This is a genomic window from Pseudomonas sp. MF09156, assembly GCF_059862305.1.
This window is the reverse complement of sequence record NZ_JCBCUR010000018.1, coordinates 64,644-80,465: the sequence shown is the minus strand read 5'-3', so window position 1 is coordinate 80,465 and position 15,822 is coordinate 64,644. Positions and strand designations below refer to the sequence as shown.

19 protein-coding genes and 1 pseudogene are annotated in these 15,822 nt (G+C 61.6%); 5 read left to right on the top strand and 15 right to left on the bottom strand.

Annotated features, from left to right (window positions below):
* Nucleotides 1–210: 210 nt before the first annotated feature.
* The 5 genes from AC19YY_RS26305 to AC19YY_RS26285 form a co-directional block, all read right to left on the bottom strand.
* Nucleotides 211–435: a DUF2798 domain-containing protein gene (locus tag AC19YY_RS26305; protein ID WP_003465037.1), complete on the bottom strand. Its 225-nt coding sequence runs from the start codon at nucleotides 433–435 to the stop codon at nucleotides 211–213.
* Between the two features lie 54 nt (nucleotides 436–489).
* Nucleotides 490–1,191 carry a cysteine hydrolase family protein gene (locus AC19YY_RS26300; RefSeq protein WP_003465039.1) on the bottom strand — a complete coding sequence of 234 codons (702 nt, stop codon included), beginning with the start codon at nucleotides 1,189–1,191 and terminating at the stop codon, nucleotides 490–492.
* 90 nt (nucleotides 1,192–1,281) lie between these two features.
* A complete protein-coding gene (locus tag AC19YY_RS26295; protein ID WP_003465041.1) occupies nucleotides 1,282–1,872 on the bottom strand; it encodes a TetR/AcrR family transcriptional regulator in 591 nt (196 codons plus the stop codon).
* Nucleotides 1,873–1,953: 81 nt separating this feature from the next.
* Nucleotides 1,954–2,631, bottom strand: a complete 678-nt coding sequence (locus AC19YY_RS26290) for a GntR family transcriptional regulator (RefSeq protein ID WP_016487046.1) — start codon at nucleotides 2,629–2,631, stop codon at nucleotides 1,954–1,956.
* 69 nt (nucleotides 2,632–2,700) lie between these two features.
* Nucleotides 2,701–3,435: an SDR family NAD(P)-dependent oxidoreductase gene (locus AC19YY_RS26285; RefSeq protein ID WP_016487047.1), complete on the bottom strand. Its 735-nt coding sequence runs from the start codon at nucleotides 3,433–3,435 to the stop codon at nucleotides 2,701–2,703.
* Nucleotides 3,436–3,663: 228 nt separating this feature from the next.
* Here AC19YY_RS26285 and AC19YY_RS26280 point away from each other — a divergent pair, with 228 nt between their 5' ends.
* From AC19YY_RS26280 to AC19YY_RS26270, 3 genes are read left to right on the top strand one after another with little or no spacing between them, the layout of a single operon-like run.
* The gene (locus AC19YY_RS26280; protein WP_016487048.1) at nucleotides 3,664–4,695 is read left to right on the top strand and encodes an ABC transporter substrate-binding protein; all 1,032 of its coding nucleotides are present in this window, start codon (nucleotides 3,664–3,666) and stop codon (nucleotides 4,693–4,695) included.
* Nucleotides 4,696–4,748: 53 nt separating this feature from the next.
* Complete coding sequence (locus tag AC19YY_RS26275; RefSeq protein WP_016487049.1) at nucleotides 4,749–5,816, top strand: phosphotransferase; 1,068 nt, start codon at nucleotides 4,749–4,751, stop codon at nucleotides 5,814–5,816.
* Nucleotides 5,813–7,135 (top strand): aspartate aminotransferase family protein, encoded by a 1,323-nt coding sequence (locus AC19YY_RS26270; RefSeq protein ID WP_016487050.1) that lies wholly within the window; start codon nucleotides 5,813–5,815, stop codon nucleotides 7,133–7,135. Before AC19YY_RS26275 ends, AC19YY_RS26270 begins: the two co-directional genes overlap by 4 nt.
* 4 nt (nucleotides 7,136–7,139) lie before the next feature.
* Here the strand turns inward: AC19YY_RS26270 and AC19YY_RS26265 are convergent, their stop codons facing one another.
* The 9 genes and pseudogenes from AC19YY_RS26265 to AC19YY_RS26225 all read right to left on the bottom strand — a co-directional run bounded on the left by AC19YY_RS26265 (nucleotide 7,140) and on the right by AC19YY_RS26225 (nucleotide 11,560).
* Nucleotides 7,140–7,895 (bottom strand): ABC transporter ATP-binding protein, encoded by a 756-nt coding sequence (locus AC19YY_RS26265; protein ID WP_016487051.1) that lies wholly within the window; start codon nucleotides 7,893–7,895, stop codon nucleotides 7,140–7,142.
* Nucleotides 7,889–8,287 (bottom strand): annotated as a pseudogene (locus AC19YY_RS26260) (FecCD family ABC transporter permease); the annotation flags it as partial. The gene AC19YY_RS26265 and the pseudogene AC19YY_RS26260, both read right to left, overlap by 7 nt.
* 33 nt (nucleotides 8,288–8,320) lie before the next feature.
* The gene (locus tag AC19YY_RS26255) at nucleotides 8,321–8,878 is read right to left on the bottom strand and encodes a recombinase family protein (RefSeq protein ID WP_003100847.1); all 558 of its coding nucleotides are present in this window, start codon (nucleotides 8,876–8,878) and stop codon (nucleotides 8,321–8,323) included.
* Nucleotides 8,872–9,243, bottom strand: coding sequence for a hypothetical protein (locus AC19YY_RS26250; protein WP_003100853.1), 372 nt, complete (start codon nucleotides 9,241–9,243; stop codon nucleotides 8,872–8,874). Before AC19YY_RS26250 ends, AC19YY_RS26255 begins: the two co-directional genes overlap by 7 nt.
* Nucleotides 9,240–9,740: a hypothetical protein gene (locus AC19YY_RS26245; protein WP_003100856.1), complete on the bottom strand. Its 501-nt coding sequence runs from the start codon at nucleotides 9,738–9,740 to the stop codon at nucleotides 9,240–9,242. The genes AC19YY_RS26250 and AC19YY_RS26245 overlap by 4 nt, the downstream gene beginning before the upstream one ends.
* Nucleotides 9,737–10,063: a hypothetical protein gene (locus tag AC19YY_RS26240; RefSeq protein WP_003100858.1), complete on the bottom strand. Its 327-nt coding sequence runs from the start codon at nucleotides 10,061–10,063 to the stop codon at nucleotides 9,737–9,739. The genes AC19YY_RS26245 and AC19YY_RS26240 overlap by 4 nt, the downstream gene beginning before the upstream one ends.
* Before the next feature lie 254 nt (nucleotides 10,064–10,317).
* A complete protein-coding gene (locus AC19YY_RS26235) occupies nucleotides 10,318–10,674 on the bottom strand; it encodes a cupin domain-containing protein (protein WP_003465043.1) in 357 nt (118 codons plus the stop codon).
* A 236-nt stretch (nucleotides 10,675–10,910) separates the two neighbouring features.
* On the bottom strand, nucleotides 10,911–11,297 hold the full coding sequence (locus AC19YY_RS26230; protein WP_003100872.1) for a HepT-like ribonuclease domain-containing protein: 387 nt from the start codon (nucleotides 11,295–11,297) through the stop codon (nucleotides 10,911–10,913).
* On the bottom strand, nucleotides 11,294–11,560 hold the full coding sequence (locus AC19YY_RS26225; protein WP_016487057.1) for a nucleotidyltransferase family protein: 267 nt from the start codon (nucleotides 11,558–11,560) through the stop codon (nucleotides 11,294–11,296). Before AC19YY_RS26225 ends, AC19YY_RS26230 begins: the two co-directional genes overlap by 4 nt.
* A gap of 182 nt (nucleotides 11,561–11,742) precedes the next feature.
* Between AC19YY_RS26225 and AC19YY_RS26220 the strand changes: the two genes are divergently transcribed.
* Nucleotides 11,743–14,712: a Tn3 family transposase gene (locus tag AC19YY_RS26220; protein WP_198845247.1), complete on the top strand. Its 2,970-nt coding sequence runs from the start codon at nucleotides 11,743–11,745 to the stop codon at nucleotides 14,710–14,712.
* Between the two features lie 6 nt (nucleotides 14,713–14,718).
* On the opposite strand, the gene AC19YY_RS26215 is transcribed toward AC19YY_RS26220, so the two are convergent.
* On the bottom strand, nucleotides 14,719–14,910 hold the full coding sequence (locus AC19YY_RS26215) for a hypothetical protein (protein WP_454827309.1): 192 nt from the start codon (nucleotides 14,908–14,910) through the stop codon (nucleotides 14,719–14,721).
* Between the two features lie 273 nt (nucleotides 14,911–15,183).
* Here AC19YY_RS26215 and AC19YY_RS26210 point away from each other — a divergent pair, with 273 nt between their 5' ends.
* Nucleotides 15,184–15,738 (top strand): thermonuclease family protein, encoded by a 555-nt coding sequence (locus AC19YY_RS26210; protein ID WP_454827308.1) that lies wholly within the window; start codon nucleotides 15,184–15,186, stop codon nucleotides 15,736–15,738.
* Nucleotides 15,739–15,822: the final 84 nt, after the last annotated feature.

Here is a 15,822-nt window from a genome sequence, read left to right as displayed (position 1 = left end):
ACCATGGAGGTCTAATGTACCGGCTTGTCCGTGAACGAAGCGGCTACAAATGCGCGGATGAAAAGTGGTTTATTGCGAAAATGCGAACGGGCACAGTATTTCGTGCGTCGGGTGCGGGCTTGCGCGCCTGTCGCGAGCAGCCCCGAAGCCCCCGGTAGGAGCGAGCATGCTCGCGATGGCGGTGTGTTGGGTGAGTCATAGCCAAGTCATTCAGCCCACCGTCATCCGCCTCACCACGCGCCGTATCATCGGCGCCGCCAGCACCACCACCGGCAACATCGATACCCACGACAGCGCCCACGCGTTCAACCAGCGGCCGGCAAAGGCCAGGTCGAGCGCATGGGGTGTGGTGGCGATGGCGGCCGCGACCGCGCAGGTCAGGCCGGATTGAACGACGCCGAAAACGAAATGCTCATAACGGGCGGGGATTTTCATCGGGGGTTCTCGAGAAAGAGCGGGGGGGCGCGATGCCCGGCCGCTCGGGCACGATCAAGCCGGTTGCAGTTGCGCGATAGTCTCTTCGGTGGTCCACAGCCCGTGGGCGAGGAAGCGGTAATTGATGATGGCCGCCAGGTAGCCGTCGCCATCCGGCAGGCGCGGGCCGGCGGTGGCGTCGCGTACCACGACTATTTCAAAGCCCTGTTCGAGCAGTTCGCGCAGGTGTGATTCCACGCAAAGGTTGGCCGCCATGCCGGCGAGGATGATCTGCGACACGCCTTTCTTGCGCAATTGCAGCGCCAGGTCGTTGGTTTCCGGGCCGTAGACCTTGTGCGGCGAGGCGATGATGGTCTCGCCGTCGAGAATGTACGGCTTGTAGATCTCGAGGAAATCGGCGCCGGAGCCTTCGAAGTTTTCCAGGGTGTTCGGTCCCTTGCGATCGAACATGCAGATGCTGTGCATGACCTTTTCCAGCGGACCGCCAAAATGCCAGTCGTGGTCGTGCGGGTAGTAATAGTGTGGCGACACGGCCACGGGCAGGTCGTGAGCCTTGAAGGCCTTGAACAGTTTTTCCAGGTTTTCGACGGTGTTGTTCTCGACGATGCTCTCACCGAACACCGCCCAACTGGCGCCGGCAGGGCTGAGGAAGTCGTTCTGTGGGTCGATGACCACCAGGGCGGCTTTGCTCAGGTCGAGCTTGAAACCAGTGGCAGGCAGTGCGGGTTCGGCGGGGTCGGCGTACAGATGGCTCATGACGATTTACCTCTTGGGTGCTTGCGTGGATGAGACGTGAATGTTGCTTTATATAAATGACCAGTCGTCTTATTAATGAGGAAAAAAAACTCACTCCAATAGCCGAGGCAAGACCATCGATACGAAACGCTGCAGAGGTGCACCGTCGCGCAGGACCTTGCCGCGCATGACCGCACCTTCCCAGCCTTCGACGATGACACTGGCCAGCGCTTCGGCGTCGTGAGTTTCAGAGAGTTCGCGGCGCTGCTGCGCTTCACGCAGGCAGCTCGCGAGCAAACCTTCCCAGCGCGCCAGCACATCGGCCAGACGCTTGCGGGTTTGTTCGCTGCCATTGGACATTTCCAGGGACAGGTTGCCAATCAGGCAACCCAGGCTGTATTCATGCTCGCCGTGCTCGAGCACCAGGGCCTGGAAGAACTGGCCGATGCGCTCCAGCGGCTTGACCCGGGCGTCGTAGAAGATCGGCCCGTGGCGGGTTTCGATCGAGGTCCAGTATTCCTCGAGGATCTCTGCCGCGAAGTCTTCCTTGCTGGCGAAGTAGTTGTAGAAAGAGCCCTTGGGAATCTCGGCAGCGGCGGTGATGTCCTGGACGCCGCAGCCGTTGAAGCCACGGTTGTGAACCACCTGGCGGCCAATCGACAGCAAACGGGATCTGACTTCGAGGTTGACCGGGCGAGCCATGACAGAGACATCCAGTGATGAGAAAGTTTTAATAAACTAACTGGTCATCTATGTTTCGTCAACAGTCGAATTGACTGCCAATCAGTCCGCCTGCGCCATCTCGATGTACTCGAGCATCTTCTCGTTGCCATCGAGAATGTCACGGCAGATGGCCGCCCGTGCCGCCGCGCCATCGCGGCGCTTGAGTGCGTCGAGCACTTCCCAGTGATGGTCGATGGCCATGCGCTCGTTGAAGTTGCCATAGGCACGGGCGATCAGTGGGCCGGTGCGCATCCACAGGCTATCGAGCAAACCCGCCAGCACCGGCATGCGCGCGATGGTGGTCAGCGCGTAGTGAAATTGCTGATTGCACTTGAGAGCGGCTTGCAAGTCCTGGGCGTTGATCGCGGCGATGTTGTTTTCGATGCAGGCTTGCAGGTCTGCGAGTTCGCTGTCGGTCACCAGCGCGGCGGCCGTCTCCGCAGCCAGGCCTTCAAGCGCCAGGCGGATGCTGCGGATCTCGCCGTATTGCGCGGCGGTGAGGATGGGTACGCGGATGTCACGCGGGGTCTTGAGGATCAGCGCCTGTTCCTTGGCCAGTTGCAGGATCGCGTCGCGCACCGGTGTGACGCTGGTGCCCAGTTGTTCGGCCAGGTCGCGGATGCGCAGGCGGTCATCGGGCTGGAAACGCCCGGTGATCAGTGCCTCGCGCAGCAACTCGTAGATGCCACTGCCCAGGTAAGAGTGATTGAGGGTTTGAATAGGGTAGGGGTTGCTCATTGATCGCTCATCTGCGGCGGATGCCCGGCCCGAATGATGGAAGTTTCCGGCCGGGATTTCCAGATTATTTCAGACGTGCTGACCACCGTTGACATGAATCTCCGAACCGTTGATGTACGACGCGCCTCGGGTGCAGAGGAAATGCACCAGGGATGCGACTTCTTCCGGCTTGCCCAAGCGGTGCATGGGGATCTGCTGATCGACGATCAGTTCGGTCCCGGCAGACAGGATCGACGTCTCGATCTCACCCGGTGCAATCGCATTGACCCGCACACCGTGTGGCCCGAAATCATGGGCCATTTCCCGCGTCAGTGCGGCCAGTGCAGCTTTCGAGCAGGCGTAGGCGACCCCGGCAAACGGGTGCACCCTGGAACCTGCAATCGAGGTGACGTTGATCACCGAGCCTTGCGCCGCCTTGAGCTCATCGAACAGCCCTTGGGCCAGTAACGCCGTGGAAAACAGGTTGACGTTGAACACGCTGAGCCAGGTGGCGTAATCGGATTCCAGCACGCCCAATCGTGCGCCGGCTTCGCCTTTGGGTGAAATGCCGGCGTTGTTCACCAGGGCATCGAGGCGTCCGCCGAGTTTCTCCCGGATCAATGGCAGGCTGCGGCGCACTTCGTCGATGTCTTCCAGGTCCAGGTGGATGTGGTTCAACTCGCCTTCAGCCCAGGGGCAGCCTTCGGTCCAGTTCTGTCGCGAGGCCGTAAACACGCGCCAGCCCGCAGCGTTGAAGTGCTTCACCGTGGCATGGCCGATGCCACGGCTCGCACCGGTGAGGAGGAGGGTTCGTTGCTCGGTCATGCAGGCGCTCCTGAGGAAGGGGTGGAGTGGTGAGACTATACCAGTAAAAATTATGATGCATCATATTCTAAATATGTTACTAATGAGCTGCGCCTCGGAATCATCGCCGTGCGCCGGCCACCAGGTGCAAGACACCCGGCGCTGACCGAAATATTGCTGCCAAAAACAAAAAAACCACCTGCCATCCCTTAGCTGCCGCTCACGCACGTAGCGAATTCGGAGAGACGCATGAACAGCAAAATCGCAACTGTACTGATGCTTGGAATGCTTGCCGGCCCTTTGAGCGCCGCTGAAAAACTGACCGTGGTGTCCTTCGGCGGCAACAACCGCCAGGCCCAGGAAAAAGCCTTCTACAAACCCTTCACCTCGGAAAAGAAAGTGGCGATCACGGCCGATGACTACAACGGCGAAATGGCCAAGATCCGGGTCATGGCCGACACCGGGAAAACCAGCTGGGACGTGGTCGAGGTCGAATCCCCCGAGCTGTTGCGCGGTTGTAGCGAAGGCCTGTTCGAGCCATTGGACTGGTCGCGCATCGGCAAGAAAGAAGATTTCATCCCGGCCGCCGTCAGCGATTGCGGGGTGGGTATCTTCATCTGGTCTACCGTTCTGACATACGACCCGAAAAAACTCGCCAGCGCGCCACAGGGCTGGGCGGATTTCTGGGACGTGAAGAAATACCCCGGCAAGCGCGGCCTGCGCCGTGGCGCCAAGTTCACCCTGGAGTTCGCCCTGTTGGCCGATGGCGTGGCCAAGGAAGATGTCTACACCTTGCTCGGCACCGAGGAGGGCGTGCAGCGGGCCTTCCGCAAACTGGATCAGATCAAGCCCGACATCCAGTGGTGGGAATCCGGCGCGCAGCCGTTGCAATGGCTGGCGGCAGGCGACGTGGTGATGACTTCGGCCTATAACGGGCGTGTCACCTCGGCGCAGGCGGAGGGACAATCGTTTGAAATGCAGTGGAATGGCAGCCTGTACGACCTGGATCACTGGGCCATCGTCAAAGGCTCGCCGAAGAAGGCCCTGGCGGAAAACTTCATCGCGTTTGCCAGTGCACCGGTTCAGCAGAAGCACTTTGTCGAGGCCATTCCTTATGGGCCAAGCAACACCAAAACCGTGGCACTGGTCGATGAGGCGGTGGGCAGCAAACTGCCGACTTCACCGGATAACCTGAAGAACGCCCGGGCCACGGATGCCGAGTTCTGGATCGACCACGGCGAAGACCTGGAAGAGCGTTTCATCGCTTGGGCCAACAAGTAATGCAAGGGGCCTGCGCGAGCAGGCCACATCACCGAAGCGAGGAGTCATGAACAATGCCGCTTGAGAAAGTATCGGCGCAACCCTGTCTGCTGGAGGCGGCCCCTGCCCGTGTCAGTGACGGGCAGGTCCTTGGGGTCCTTGCGCAGCACTACGCGATCAGCGGAAAACTCGAGCAACTGGGCGGCGAGCGCGACCTCAATTTCCGGGTCATGCTCGCGGACGGTACGTCGCGTCTGTTCAAGTTGTCGCATCCATTGGAAAACCCGCAGGTCGTGGACTTCCATAACCAGGCCATGCTCCAGATCGAGCGTAACGATCCGGCGTTGCCGGTGCAGCGTGTCTTTGCATCACTCGGCGGGCGATTCGTGGAGCCGGTCGAAATCGAAGGCCAGCGCATGTTGGTCCGTCTCCTGTCCTTCGTTGACGGCTTGCCGCTGCACCGCGTCGCCCACACATCGGTGAATTTCAGGCAGAACCTGGGCCAAGCGCTCGCCCGGTTCGACCTGGCCCTGGACGGCTTCAGCCATCCCGCTGCCGGGCACGTCCTGCTGTGGGACATGCAACACGCCCAGCGCCTCAGGCCCCGGCTGAAACACATCGAGCCGGGCGTTCGTCGCGACCGGATCGAACACAGCCTGGACCGCTTCGAATCCCAGGTACTGGGCAAGTGCGCCACGCTGCGCCACCAGGTGATCCATAACGACATGAACCCGCACAACATCATCGTCGATCCGGATCAGCCCGATGTGTTGCGCAACATCCTGGATTTTGGCGACATGGTCCACGCGCCGTTGGTCAACGAGGTCGCGGTCGCGGCATCGTACCAATTGGGGGTGGCGGGCGACGTCCTGGCCCCGGCGCTGGACATGATCCGCGCCTATCACCAGGTCAATCCCCTCACCGGCGAAGAATTGCAACTGCTGCCGGTGCTGATCTCCACACGCCTGGCGTTGTCGTTGTGCATCAATTATTGGCGGGCCGACCTGCACCCGGACAATCGCGAGTACATCCTGCGCAACTCATACCGCGCCCAGGATGCCCTGGCGGGATTGTCCGCAATGGCACCCGCCGAGATCCACGACAGAATCCTTGCCGCTTGCACCCAGGAGGTTGGCGCATGAGCATGATCAACGGTTTCACTTCTGAAGATGCCGATCGCCTGTCAGACAAGGAAAAACGCCTTGTCGAACGCCGGGCACGGTTGCTCGGCCCGGCCTATCGACTGTTCTACGAACACCCCTTGCACACGGTGCGCGGCGAGGGCGTGTGGCTGTACGACGAACAAGGCCGGCGGTATCTGGATGCCTACAATAACGTGGCGTCGGTGGGGCATTGTCATCCCCGGGTGGTCGAGGCGATCAGCCGGCAGGCCGGGCAACTCAACACCCACACTCGCTACTTGCAGGAGGGCATGCTCGATTACGCCGAGCAACTGCTGGGCACCTTTCCCGAGTACCTCGAGCGGGTCATGTTTACGTGCACCGGCAGCGAGGCCAACGATCTGGCGTTGCGCATCGCCAAACAGTTTACCGGCGGCACCGGCGTGATCATCACCCGCTTCGCGTATCATGGCGTCACGGGTGATATCGCCGAGCTTTCTCCGTCGCTCGGCCCGAGCATGGTTCTGCCACCCCACGTGCGCACCGTTCGCGCCCCCGATGCTTATCGGCTGGGTGCGGATCAAGTGGCCTCGACCTTCGTGGCTGACGTCCGTGCGGCCATCGATGACCTGCGCAAACACGGCATTCGTCCGGCGGCGATCCTGCTCGACGGCATTTTCGCCAGCGATGGCGTCTTTGCGGGCCCAACCGGCTGCATCGCCGAAGGGATCGCATTGGCCCAGGCCGAAGGCCTGTTGTACATCGCCGATGAAGTCCAGTCCGGCTTCGCCCGCACTGGCCTGAACATGTGGGGTTTCCAGCGGCACGACGTGCGCCCCGACCTCCTGACCCTGGGCAAGCCGATGGGCAACGGCCACCCCATCGCCGGCCTGGTCGGTCGAGCGCAAGTGGTCGATCACTTTGGCCAGAACATGCGCTACTTCAACACCTTTGGCGGCAACCCGGTGTCCTGCGCAGCGGGGCAGGCCGTGCTGGACGTCATCCGTGACGAACAGTTGCAGCAGCGCTCGCACACCCTGGGTGAATGTCTGTTGACGGGGTTGCGGGAGCTGGCCGAGCGTTACCCGATCATCGGCGATGTGCGCGGTGCCGGGATGTTCCTGGGGGTCGAGCTGGTGACCGATCGCGCCACAAAAGCGCCTGCCGCCACGCAGACCCGTCAGGTGGTCAACGCGATGCGCGAGCAGGGCGTATTGATCAGTGCTGCCGGGCCGCTGGAAAACGTGCTGAAGATTCGCCCGCTGCTGGCCTTCGAACAGGAGCATGCGCACTTGCTACTGGAAGCGGTCGGCACGGCGCTGGAAGGGCTGCAGCCGTAGCGGTTCAGACGATATCGTCGATCAGGATATGGTGCTGCCCACGGCTGCAGCGTTCGATGCGCGCCTCGACCTTGTACACCGCGCGCAGCATCTGCTCGTTGATCACTTCATGGCTCGGGCCGCTGCCCTGAGCGGTGCCATCGGCGATGACCAGCACCTGATCGGCGAAGCGCAAGGCCTGGTTCAGGTCATGGATGGCGATGAACACGATGACTTCGCGCTTTCGCGCCAGGTCGCGCATGAAGTTCAGCACCTGGACCTGGCGGTGCATGTCGAGGGCGCTGGTGGGCTCGTCCATCAGCAGGATCTGCGGTTCGCGCACCAGCGTCTGGGCGATTGAGACCAGTTGTTGCTGGCCGCCGCTGAGTTCACCCAGGTTGCGGAATGACAGCGGCGTAATGCCCAGGGCGTCGAGGATCTCATCGACCAGTTTCAGTTCGTCATCGTGGACCACCCAACCCGGTGTCAGTTGCTTGCGCGCCAGCAGCACCGATTCGTACACGGTCAAACGGGCGCTGGCGTTGAGGCCCTGGGGCATGTAGCTGATGCCTTTCATGCCTTTTTCCGCGCCTTGCAGCTTTACCTCGCCGGGCCCGTCGATCAGCCCTGCCATGCGTTTGAACAGGGTCGATTTACCTGCGGCATTGGGCCCGACCACGGCGACCACCTGGCCGCCGACAAACTCGGTGGTGGTCACACCGCTGATGATCGTGCGCTGGCCATAGCTGGCGCCGAGGTCTTGCAGCTGGATCGTTACCATGAGTTTTTCTTTGCGCCGAGAATCAGAGAGATAAAGAACGGTACGCCGATCAGGGACGTGACCACGCCGATGGGGAAAATCGCGCCGGGGATCAGGGTTTTGCTGACCACCGAACTCGCCGACAGGATCAGTGCGCCGGTGAGCAACGAGGCCGGCAGGAAGAAACGTTGGTCTTCGCCAATCAGCATCCGCGCGATGTGCGGGCCGACCAGCCCGATAAAGCCGATGGTGCCGACGAAGGCCACGGGAAACGCAGCGAGCAGGCTGACCATGATCAGCGTCTGGAAACGCAGGCTGCGCACGTTGATACCGAAGCTGGCCGCCTTGTCATCCCCCAGCCGCAGGGCGGTGAGCGCCCAGGTGCGCCTGGCGAAAATCGGCAGGGTGATCAGGGGGTCGTCTCAGAAAACGGAAAATAAAGCACGCTAAGCGTGCGTGGAGGCTGGCACCCAGCGGTACAGCGTCGGAATGGACACGCCGAGGTTCTTGGCCACGTCCTTGGGCGGCACCCCGCTGGCCAGCAGCTTCTTGGCCGACTCGATCTTGCTGTCGGTCATCTTCGGCTTGCGGCCGCCTTTGCGGCCGAGCTGCTTGGCGACTTCCAGCCCGGCGCGGGTGCGCTCGACGGTCAGCTCGCGCTCCATTTCGGCAAGGCTCGCCATGACGTGGAAGAAGAACCGCCCGGATGGTGTGCCGGTGTCGATGGAGTCGGTGAGGCTCCTGAACTGGACACCGTGCTTGTGCAGATCGCCGACCAGATCGACCAGTTGCTTGACCGACCGGCCCAGCCGGTCGAGCTTCCAGACGACCAAAGTATCGCCTTCGCGCAGCATTTCGAGCGTCTTGGCCAAGCCAGGCCGGTCTGCCCGCGTGCCACTCACCTTGTCCTCGAAGACCTTTTTACATCCGGCCTTGCTCAAGGCTTCGCGTTGCAGCTCCAGGTTCTGATCCTGCGTCGAGACGCGCGCATAGCCAATCAACATGGCTTGTCTCGCGCCCGGTCGATGCGTTCCTGCATCGCCTGCATCACTTCTTCGTGGGTGTACGATCTGGCGTTGGCGTCGGTGGCTTGCCGCAGGGCTTCCTCAACCTCGCGCGTCATCCGCTCGTAATCCTCCGGCCACAGCGCTTGCTCCATGCGCAGCGACGCCTGACCCAGCAGGTGCAGCAGGCTGAACAGCCGCATGTCGTTGGTGGCGACGATGCGCTCCCGAATCTGCTCCTGAATAGCTTCGCTAGCCCGATGCGCTTGTGGTGTGGCAGTCCCCTCGTAGTCAGCGGGGAATTCCGCTTCCTCGGCAATCCTTGCCCAGGCGCTGGCCAGCGCCTCGATGGTTGACGTGCTCATTTCCGCCGCTCCTGTGCTCTTTGGCGAATCAACCGGCCAAGGGGCCTCGACGCGAAAACCAGCAGCATCACGCCTATCGGATACCAGGTCGAGAAGACCACCAAGGCATCGAAGGCTGGCCGTCCGGTGTTGGTAGGCAGTACGGCGGTCACAGCCATCAACCCGCCGACCGTCCAGATGATGCGCCACACGTAGGGCATCACGCGGGGCACGTAGCCGTCATCGAAAGCGGTCTGGTAGTAGCGGCGCAGGCCGCGCTCGGCAAGCGCCTGGCGCTGCCGCTCCGACAGCGCATCCGTCCGGCCATACCAGCGCCGGAATGGTGGACAGCGCAGCAGCAAAGGGGTGAAGAGGATCATCACCGCCACGATCGCGACACCCCACGCCATGACGGCGCCGGCATCGGGCCGCTTGGCGTTCTCGATCACGGGCGCGAAGACGCCCGGAGCACCGATCATCCAGAACAGCGCAATGTGCTGATGGAAGGAGAGCTTCATTTGCTCATCCACTTGCGCAGCAGGCGCTTTTTCAGGGAGGCGCGTTCTTGCGGGTTGCGTCCCTTGTGATTGGCGATGCGATCCGCCGTGGCGGCCTGGCGCTTGACGGGCCAGTAGGAGCGGCCATCCTTGCCCATCGACCAGACGCTGCTGGCCTGGTTTTCCAGCAGGGGCAGATGGGCGCTCAGGGCTTCGGGCGACGCGCTGGTCAGCGCCGTGCGCTCACGGGTGCGCCAGCGCTGATGCCAGAGCTTCTTGTCCTCGCGCTCGCTGCCGCAGGTCGTGTGCCCGACGATGGGTGTTTTGCGGCGGCTGCGGCTCATAACGTAGTGGTCTCCAAGAACATTCAGGACTGATCCCAGGCGTCGATGGTCAAGACCTGATCGGCAGGACAGGCGGCTACGCGGTCGGGAACTGGATGGTGTTCAGTCTCATGCCGACCCCATTCGATTGATCGCGTCGCTTGCGGCACGCTGCGACGCAAGGAGGTTTGCGACCTGGTTTAGCAGCCGTGTCCGCTGCATGTCTGTTACCTATCTCCCCGACCGCTCATTGGACCAACTCCAGAGATTGGGCTCTATCGCTCAGCCAATACGAAACCGGCATTGGCTGATGCCACAACCGAGACGAACACAAATGGCTCGGTACCTGTATTTCGCGCCCCGTGCACTTGGCCCGGTCTTGCCACGGCTATCTCACCTTCCCTGAGGGCACGAACAATCCCATTGCCCTGAAAGTAATCAGCCATTCCCGACAAAACAGTCCACGTGTCTTGGCCGTGAGGATGAATGTGAGCCGCAATTTCCTGCCCGGGATGGACATGCCAAACCACGATAATTGAGTCTCGGGTTTCAAGCACAACGGAACGAATAGGCTCGCCTTCGGACGGCTGAACATACTCGGCTACAGAAAATATTCTCGATTCAACAGTCATCGGAGATCCCTCTTTCACAGTGCCCCCAGACAGGCTGGATATGAGTTCTAACTCGAATTTGAACGGGAGGCTGGTCGTGCGGTCGTGCAGTTGCCGATGAGCGTGTCGGCTGCTGCCTCCTTGCCCACCAGCGAACTCACGTCCGTTGCGGCCATCCAGAAGGTCTTGCCCGAGCGCGGCTCATAGGTCGCGGGATCGAACACGCCAGAGGGGCCGAACATCGGCGGCTTGATTGGTCATGGCTCCATGCCTTTGTCGTTACGGTCTTCATCGTCGGCATCCTGACGCACGGCGGGCAATTGCTGGAGCAACGCCGGCAGCCATTCCTGTACCGTCTCCCACACCACATCGAGGTTGATGTCGAAATAGCCGTGAGCCATGCGATTACGCATATTGCGCATGCTGCGCCACGGCACGTCGGCATGCGCCTGGGTGAACTCGACGTAGCCATCCATCACCTTTGTGGCCGCCTCGCCGATGACGATCAGGCTCATGATGACGGCCTGCTGGGTGCGCTTGTCGGCCAAGAAGTCGTCCTTGGCCATCCCTTCCACGAAGCTGCGCGCATCGGTTGCGGCCTGCTGAATGTGGTCGAGGTAATCGGGCAGGCGGTTCTCGCTCATATCGGTTGCGCCTCCGCGAGCACCTTGGCCCGGAACTTCGGCGGCAGGTCGCCGGGAGTCAGCAGATCGACGTCAACGCCGAGCAGCGATTTCAGTTCTTCTTCCAAATCGCCCAAGTCCAACAACGTGGCACCGGGCAGCGCATCGACCAACAGGTCGAGGTCGCTGCCATCCCGGTCGGTGCCATGCAGCACCGAGCCGAAGACGCGCGGGTTCGCGGCGCGAAAGCGGCCTACCGCTTCACGCACTGCGCTTCGCTTCATGTCAAGCACAACAGACGGTCGCATGGGCATCCTTTCTTATCGAAACTCGTTGAGATGATATGCAATCAAGAATAGAATTTCAAGAACTATTTTCGAGAATCGCAATGCCTTGATTCCCGTGCCGCGCCGGTTGCCTTGGCGGGCTTGTCACAAACCTACGTTTTCAAGAAGAAGGAAACCGCATGCCCCGCCGTTCGATCCTCTCCGCCGCCGAGCGCGAAAGCCTGCTGGCGTTGCCGGACACCAAGGATGAGTTGATCCGTCACTACACGTTCAGCGAAAGCGACCTCTCCATCATCCGGCAGCGGCGCGGCCCGGCCAATCGGCTGGGCTTCGCGGTGCAGCTCTGCTACCTGCGCTTTCCCGGCGTCATCCTTGGCGCTGATGAGCCACCGTTCCCGCCATTGCTGAGACTGGTCGCCAACCAGCTCAAGGTCGGCATCGAAAGCTGGGACGAGTACGGGCAGCGTGAGCAGACCCGACGCGAGCACCTGGTCGAGCTGCAAACGGTGTTCGGCTTCCAGCCGTTCACGATTGGCCACTACCGGCAGGCTGTCCAGTTGCTGACCGAGCTGGCCATGCAAACCGACAAGGGCATCGTGCTGGCCAGAGCCTTGATCGAGCACCTGCGGCGGCAGTCGGTCATTGTGCCCGCCCTCAACGCCGTCGAGCGGGCGAGCGCCGAAGCGATTACCCGCGCCAACCGGCGTCTCTACGACGCCTTGGCTGAGCCGCTGACGGACGTGCATCGCCGTCGCCTCGACGATCTGCTCAAGCGCCGCGACAACGGCAAGACGACGTGGCTGGCCTGGCTGCGGCAATCCCCGGTCAAACCGAACTCGCGGCACATGCTGGAACACATCGAACGCCTCAAGGCGTGGCAGGCGCTCGACCTGCCCTCCGGCATCGAGCGGCTGGTTCACCAGAACCGGCTGCTCAAGATCGCCCGCGAGGGCGGCCAGATGACGCCCGCCGACCTGGCGAAGTTCGAGCCGCAGCGGCGTTACGCGACCCTGGTGGCGCTCGCCATCGAGGGCATGGCCACCGTCACCGACGAAATCATCGACCTGCATGACCGCATCCTGGGCAAGCTGTTCAATGCCGCCAAGAACAAGCATCAGCAGCAGTTCCAGGCATCCGGCAAGGCGATCAATGCCAAGGTGCGGCTGTTCGGGCGCATCGGCCAGGCGCTGATCGAGGCCAAGCAAGCGGGCCGCGATCCGTTCGCCGCCATCGAGGCCGTCATGTCCTGGGATGCTTTCGCCGAGAGCGTCACCGAAGCGCAGCGGCTCGCGCAACCCGAGGACTTCGATTTCCTGCACCGCATCGGCGAGAGCTACGCCACGCTGCGCCGCTACGCGCCGGAATTTCTCGACGTGCTCAAGTTGCGGGCCGCGCCCGCCGCCAAGGACGTACTCGACGCCATCGAGGTGCTGCGCAGCATGAACAGCGACAACGCCCGCAAGGTGCCCACCGACGCGCCGACCGAGTTCATCAAGCCGCGCTGGCAGAAGCTGGTGATGACCGACACCGGCATCGACCGGCGCTACTACGAACTGTGCGCGCTGTCGGAGCTGAAGAACGCGCTGCGCTCCGGCGACATCTGGGTGCAAGGCTCGCGCCAGTTCAAGGACTTCGAGGACTACCTGGTGCCGCCCGCGAAATTCGCCAGCCTCAAGCAGGCCAGCGAATTGCCGCTGGCCGTGGCCACCGATTGCGACCAGTACCTGCATGACCGGCTGACGCTGCTGGAAACGCAGCTCGCCACCGTCAACCGCATGGCGCTGGCCAACGAGCTGCCGGACGCCATCATCACGGAGTCGGGCCTGAAGATCACGCCGCTCGATGCGGCGGTGCCCGATACCGCACAGGCCCTGATCGACCAGACGGCGATGATCCTACCGCACGTCAAGATCACCGAATTGCTGCTGGAGGTAGACGAATGGACGGGCTTCACCCGGCACTTCGCCCACCTGAAGTCAGGCGACCTGGCCAAGGACAAAAACCTGTTGCTGACCACGATCCTCGCCGACGCGATCAACCTGGGCCTGACCAAGATGGCGGAATCGTGCCCCGGCACGACCTACGCCAAGCTGGCCTGGCTGCAAGCCTGGCACATCCGCGACGAAACCTACGGGGCGGCACTGGCCGAGCTGGTCAACGCGCAGTTCCGACATCCCTTCGCCGAGCATTGGGGCGACGGCACCACGTCATCGTCGGACGGCCAGAACTTCCGAACCGGCAGCAAGGCAGAGAGCACCGGGCATATCAATCCGAAGTATGGAAGTAGCCCTGGGCGGACGTTCTATACCCATATCTCCGACCAATACGCGCCCTTCAGCGCCAAGGTGGTCAACGTCGGCTTGCGCGACTCGACTTATGTGCTCGATGGCCTGCTGTACCACGAGTCTGACTTGCGTATCGAGGAACACTACACCGACACGGCGGGCTTCACCGATCATGTGTTCGGCCTGATGCACTTTCTGGGATTCCGGTTCGCGCCGCGCATCCGCGACCTGGGCGACACCAAGCTGTTCATTCCCAAGGGCGATACTGCCTACGATGCACTCAAGCCGATGATTAGCAGCGACAGGCTGAACATCAAGGCTATTCGCGCTCATTGGGATGAAATCCTACGGCTGGCCACTTCGATCAAGCAGGGCACGGTGACGGCCTCGCTGATGCTGCGCAAGCTCGGCAGCTATCCGCGCCAAAACGGCTTGGCCGTCGCCCTGCGCGAGCTGGGGCGCATCGAGCGCACGCTGTTCATTCTGGATTGGCTGCAAAGCGTGGAGCTGCGCCGCCGCGTCCATGCGGGGCTGAATAAGGGCGAGGCGCGCAACGCGCTGGCCAGGGCGGTCTTCTTCTACCGATTGGGTGAAATCCGCGACCGCAGTTTTGAGCAGCAGCGCTACCGGGCCAGCGGCCTCAATCTGGTGACGGCGGCCATCGTGTTGTGGAACACGGTCTATCTGGAGCGTGCCACCAGTGCTTTGCGTGCCCACGGCATGGCGCTGGACGACACGTTGCTGCAATATCTGTCCCCGCTGGGGTGGGAGCATATCAACCTGACCGGCGATTACCTATGGCGCAGCAGTGCCAAGGTCGGTGCGGGGAAGTTCAGGCCATTGCGACCGCTGCCACCGGCTTAGCGTGCTTTATTTTCCGTTTTCTGAGACGACCCCATATAGGGTGTGATTTTCTATGGTTTGAGAGCTGCCAATGCTGCCGCTGGCACCAGGGCTGATATAGGTTTTCGGAATGACCCGCAGTGTCTGCGGCGCTTGCGGCTCGGCAAACAGCGAAGTCACCATCAGCAAAGCCACCAAACTGAGCACATATCTGCGCATCGTCATTACTCCCTCTGCGCCATGGGCGCGAAACGAACCTGAAGGTTTGGCAACTCCAGCCCGCCTACGGTTCCGACCATTGCTCCAGACAGAGCATCCGCCCGCGGCTTAATTGCCCAAATAATGAGCAATCATCCTCGGCTTGCTGGAAAGCACAAGACCCCCAGCGTCCAACGCAGGATCAGCACTTCGCACACCCCACAGCGCTATTTCGCGATACCCGTCCCGCTTAATCCGGCAGGCATTTATTACTATCAACGGCTATGCATTCGCGTGAGCATCGCCAACCAGATGACTATCCGTATCGCTCTACTCCTTCTCGCCTACCTGCCGGGACTGACGCTTGCTGAGCAATTTATCTGCCGGGTGATGACCATTAGCGAAGGCGACACCTTTAGCTGTCTGAGCACTGATAACAAAAGGCTGCGAGTGCGCCTTGCGGAAATTGACGCACCGGAAAGAAAGCAGCCATATGGCGCTGAAGCCAAGCAGGCGCTGTCTGATCTGGTGTTGGAAAAACAGGTTCTCCTGCATGTGCAAGAAGTGGATCGCTACGGCAGAACGCTGGCGCGCGCTTTCGTCGGCGGCGTAGACGTGAATTACACCTTGGTCGAACAAGGCGCAGCCTGGGCCTACACCCCGCAGTTGAAGGACCACAAACTGAAAGATGCCGAAACCCTGGCCAGAAAAATGGGCAAAGGCCTTTGGCGGCTTCCAGCCGAGTCCATAGTTGCCCCCTGGGATTGGCGTTACGCCGGTAGAATTTCTACACCGCCAAAAACCAAGCCCAGCCGACCGGCGTCGTTTTCGCAGTTTGGCAGCGACTAAGGGCCAGGCGCCGGCCTTATTACGCCCGCAAAGGCAGCTACCACCTCACCTCCACCCGCCAATTTAGCCCTGCGTCCCATGGCA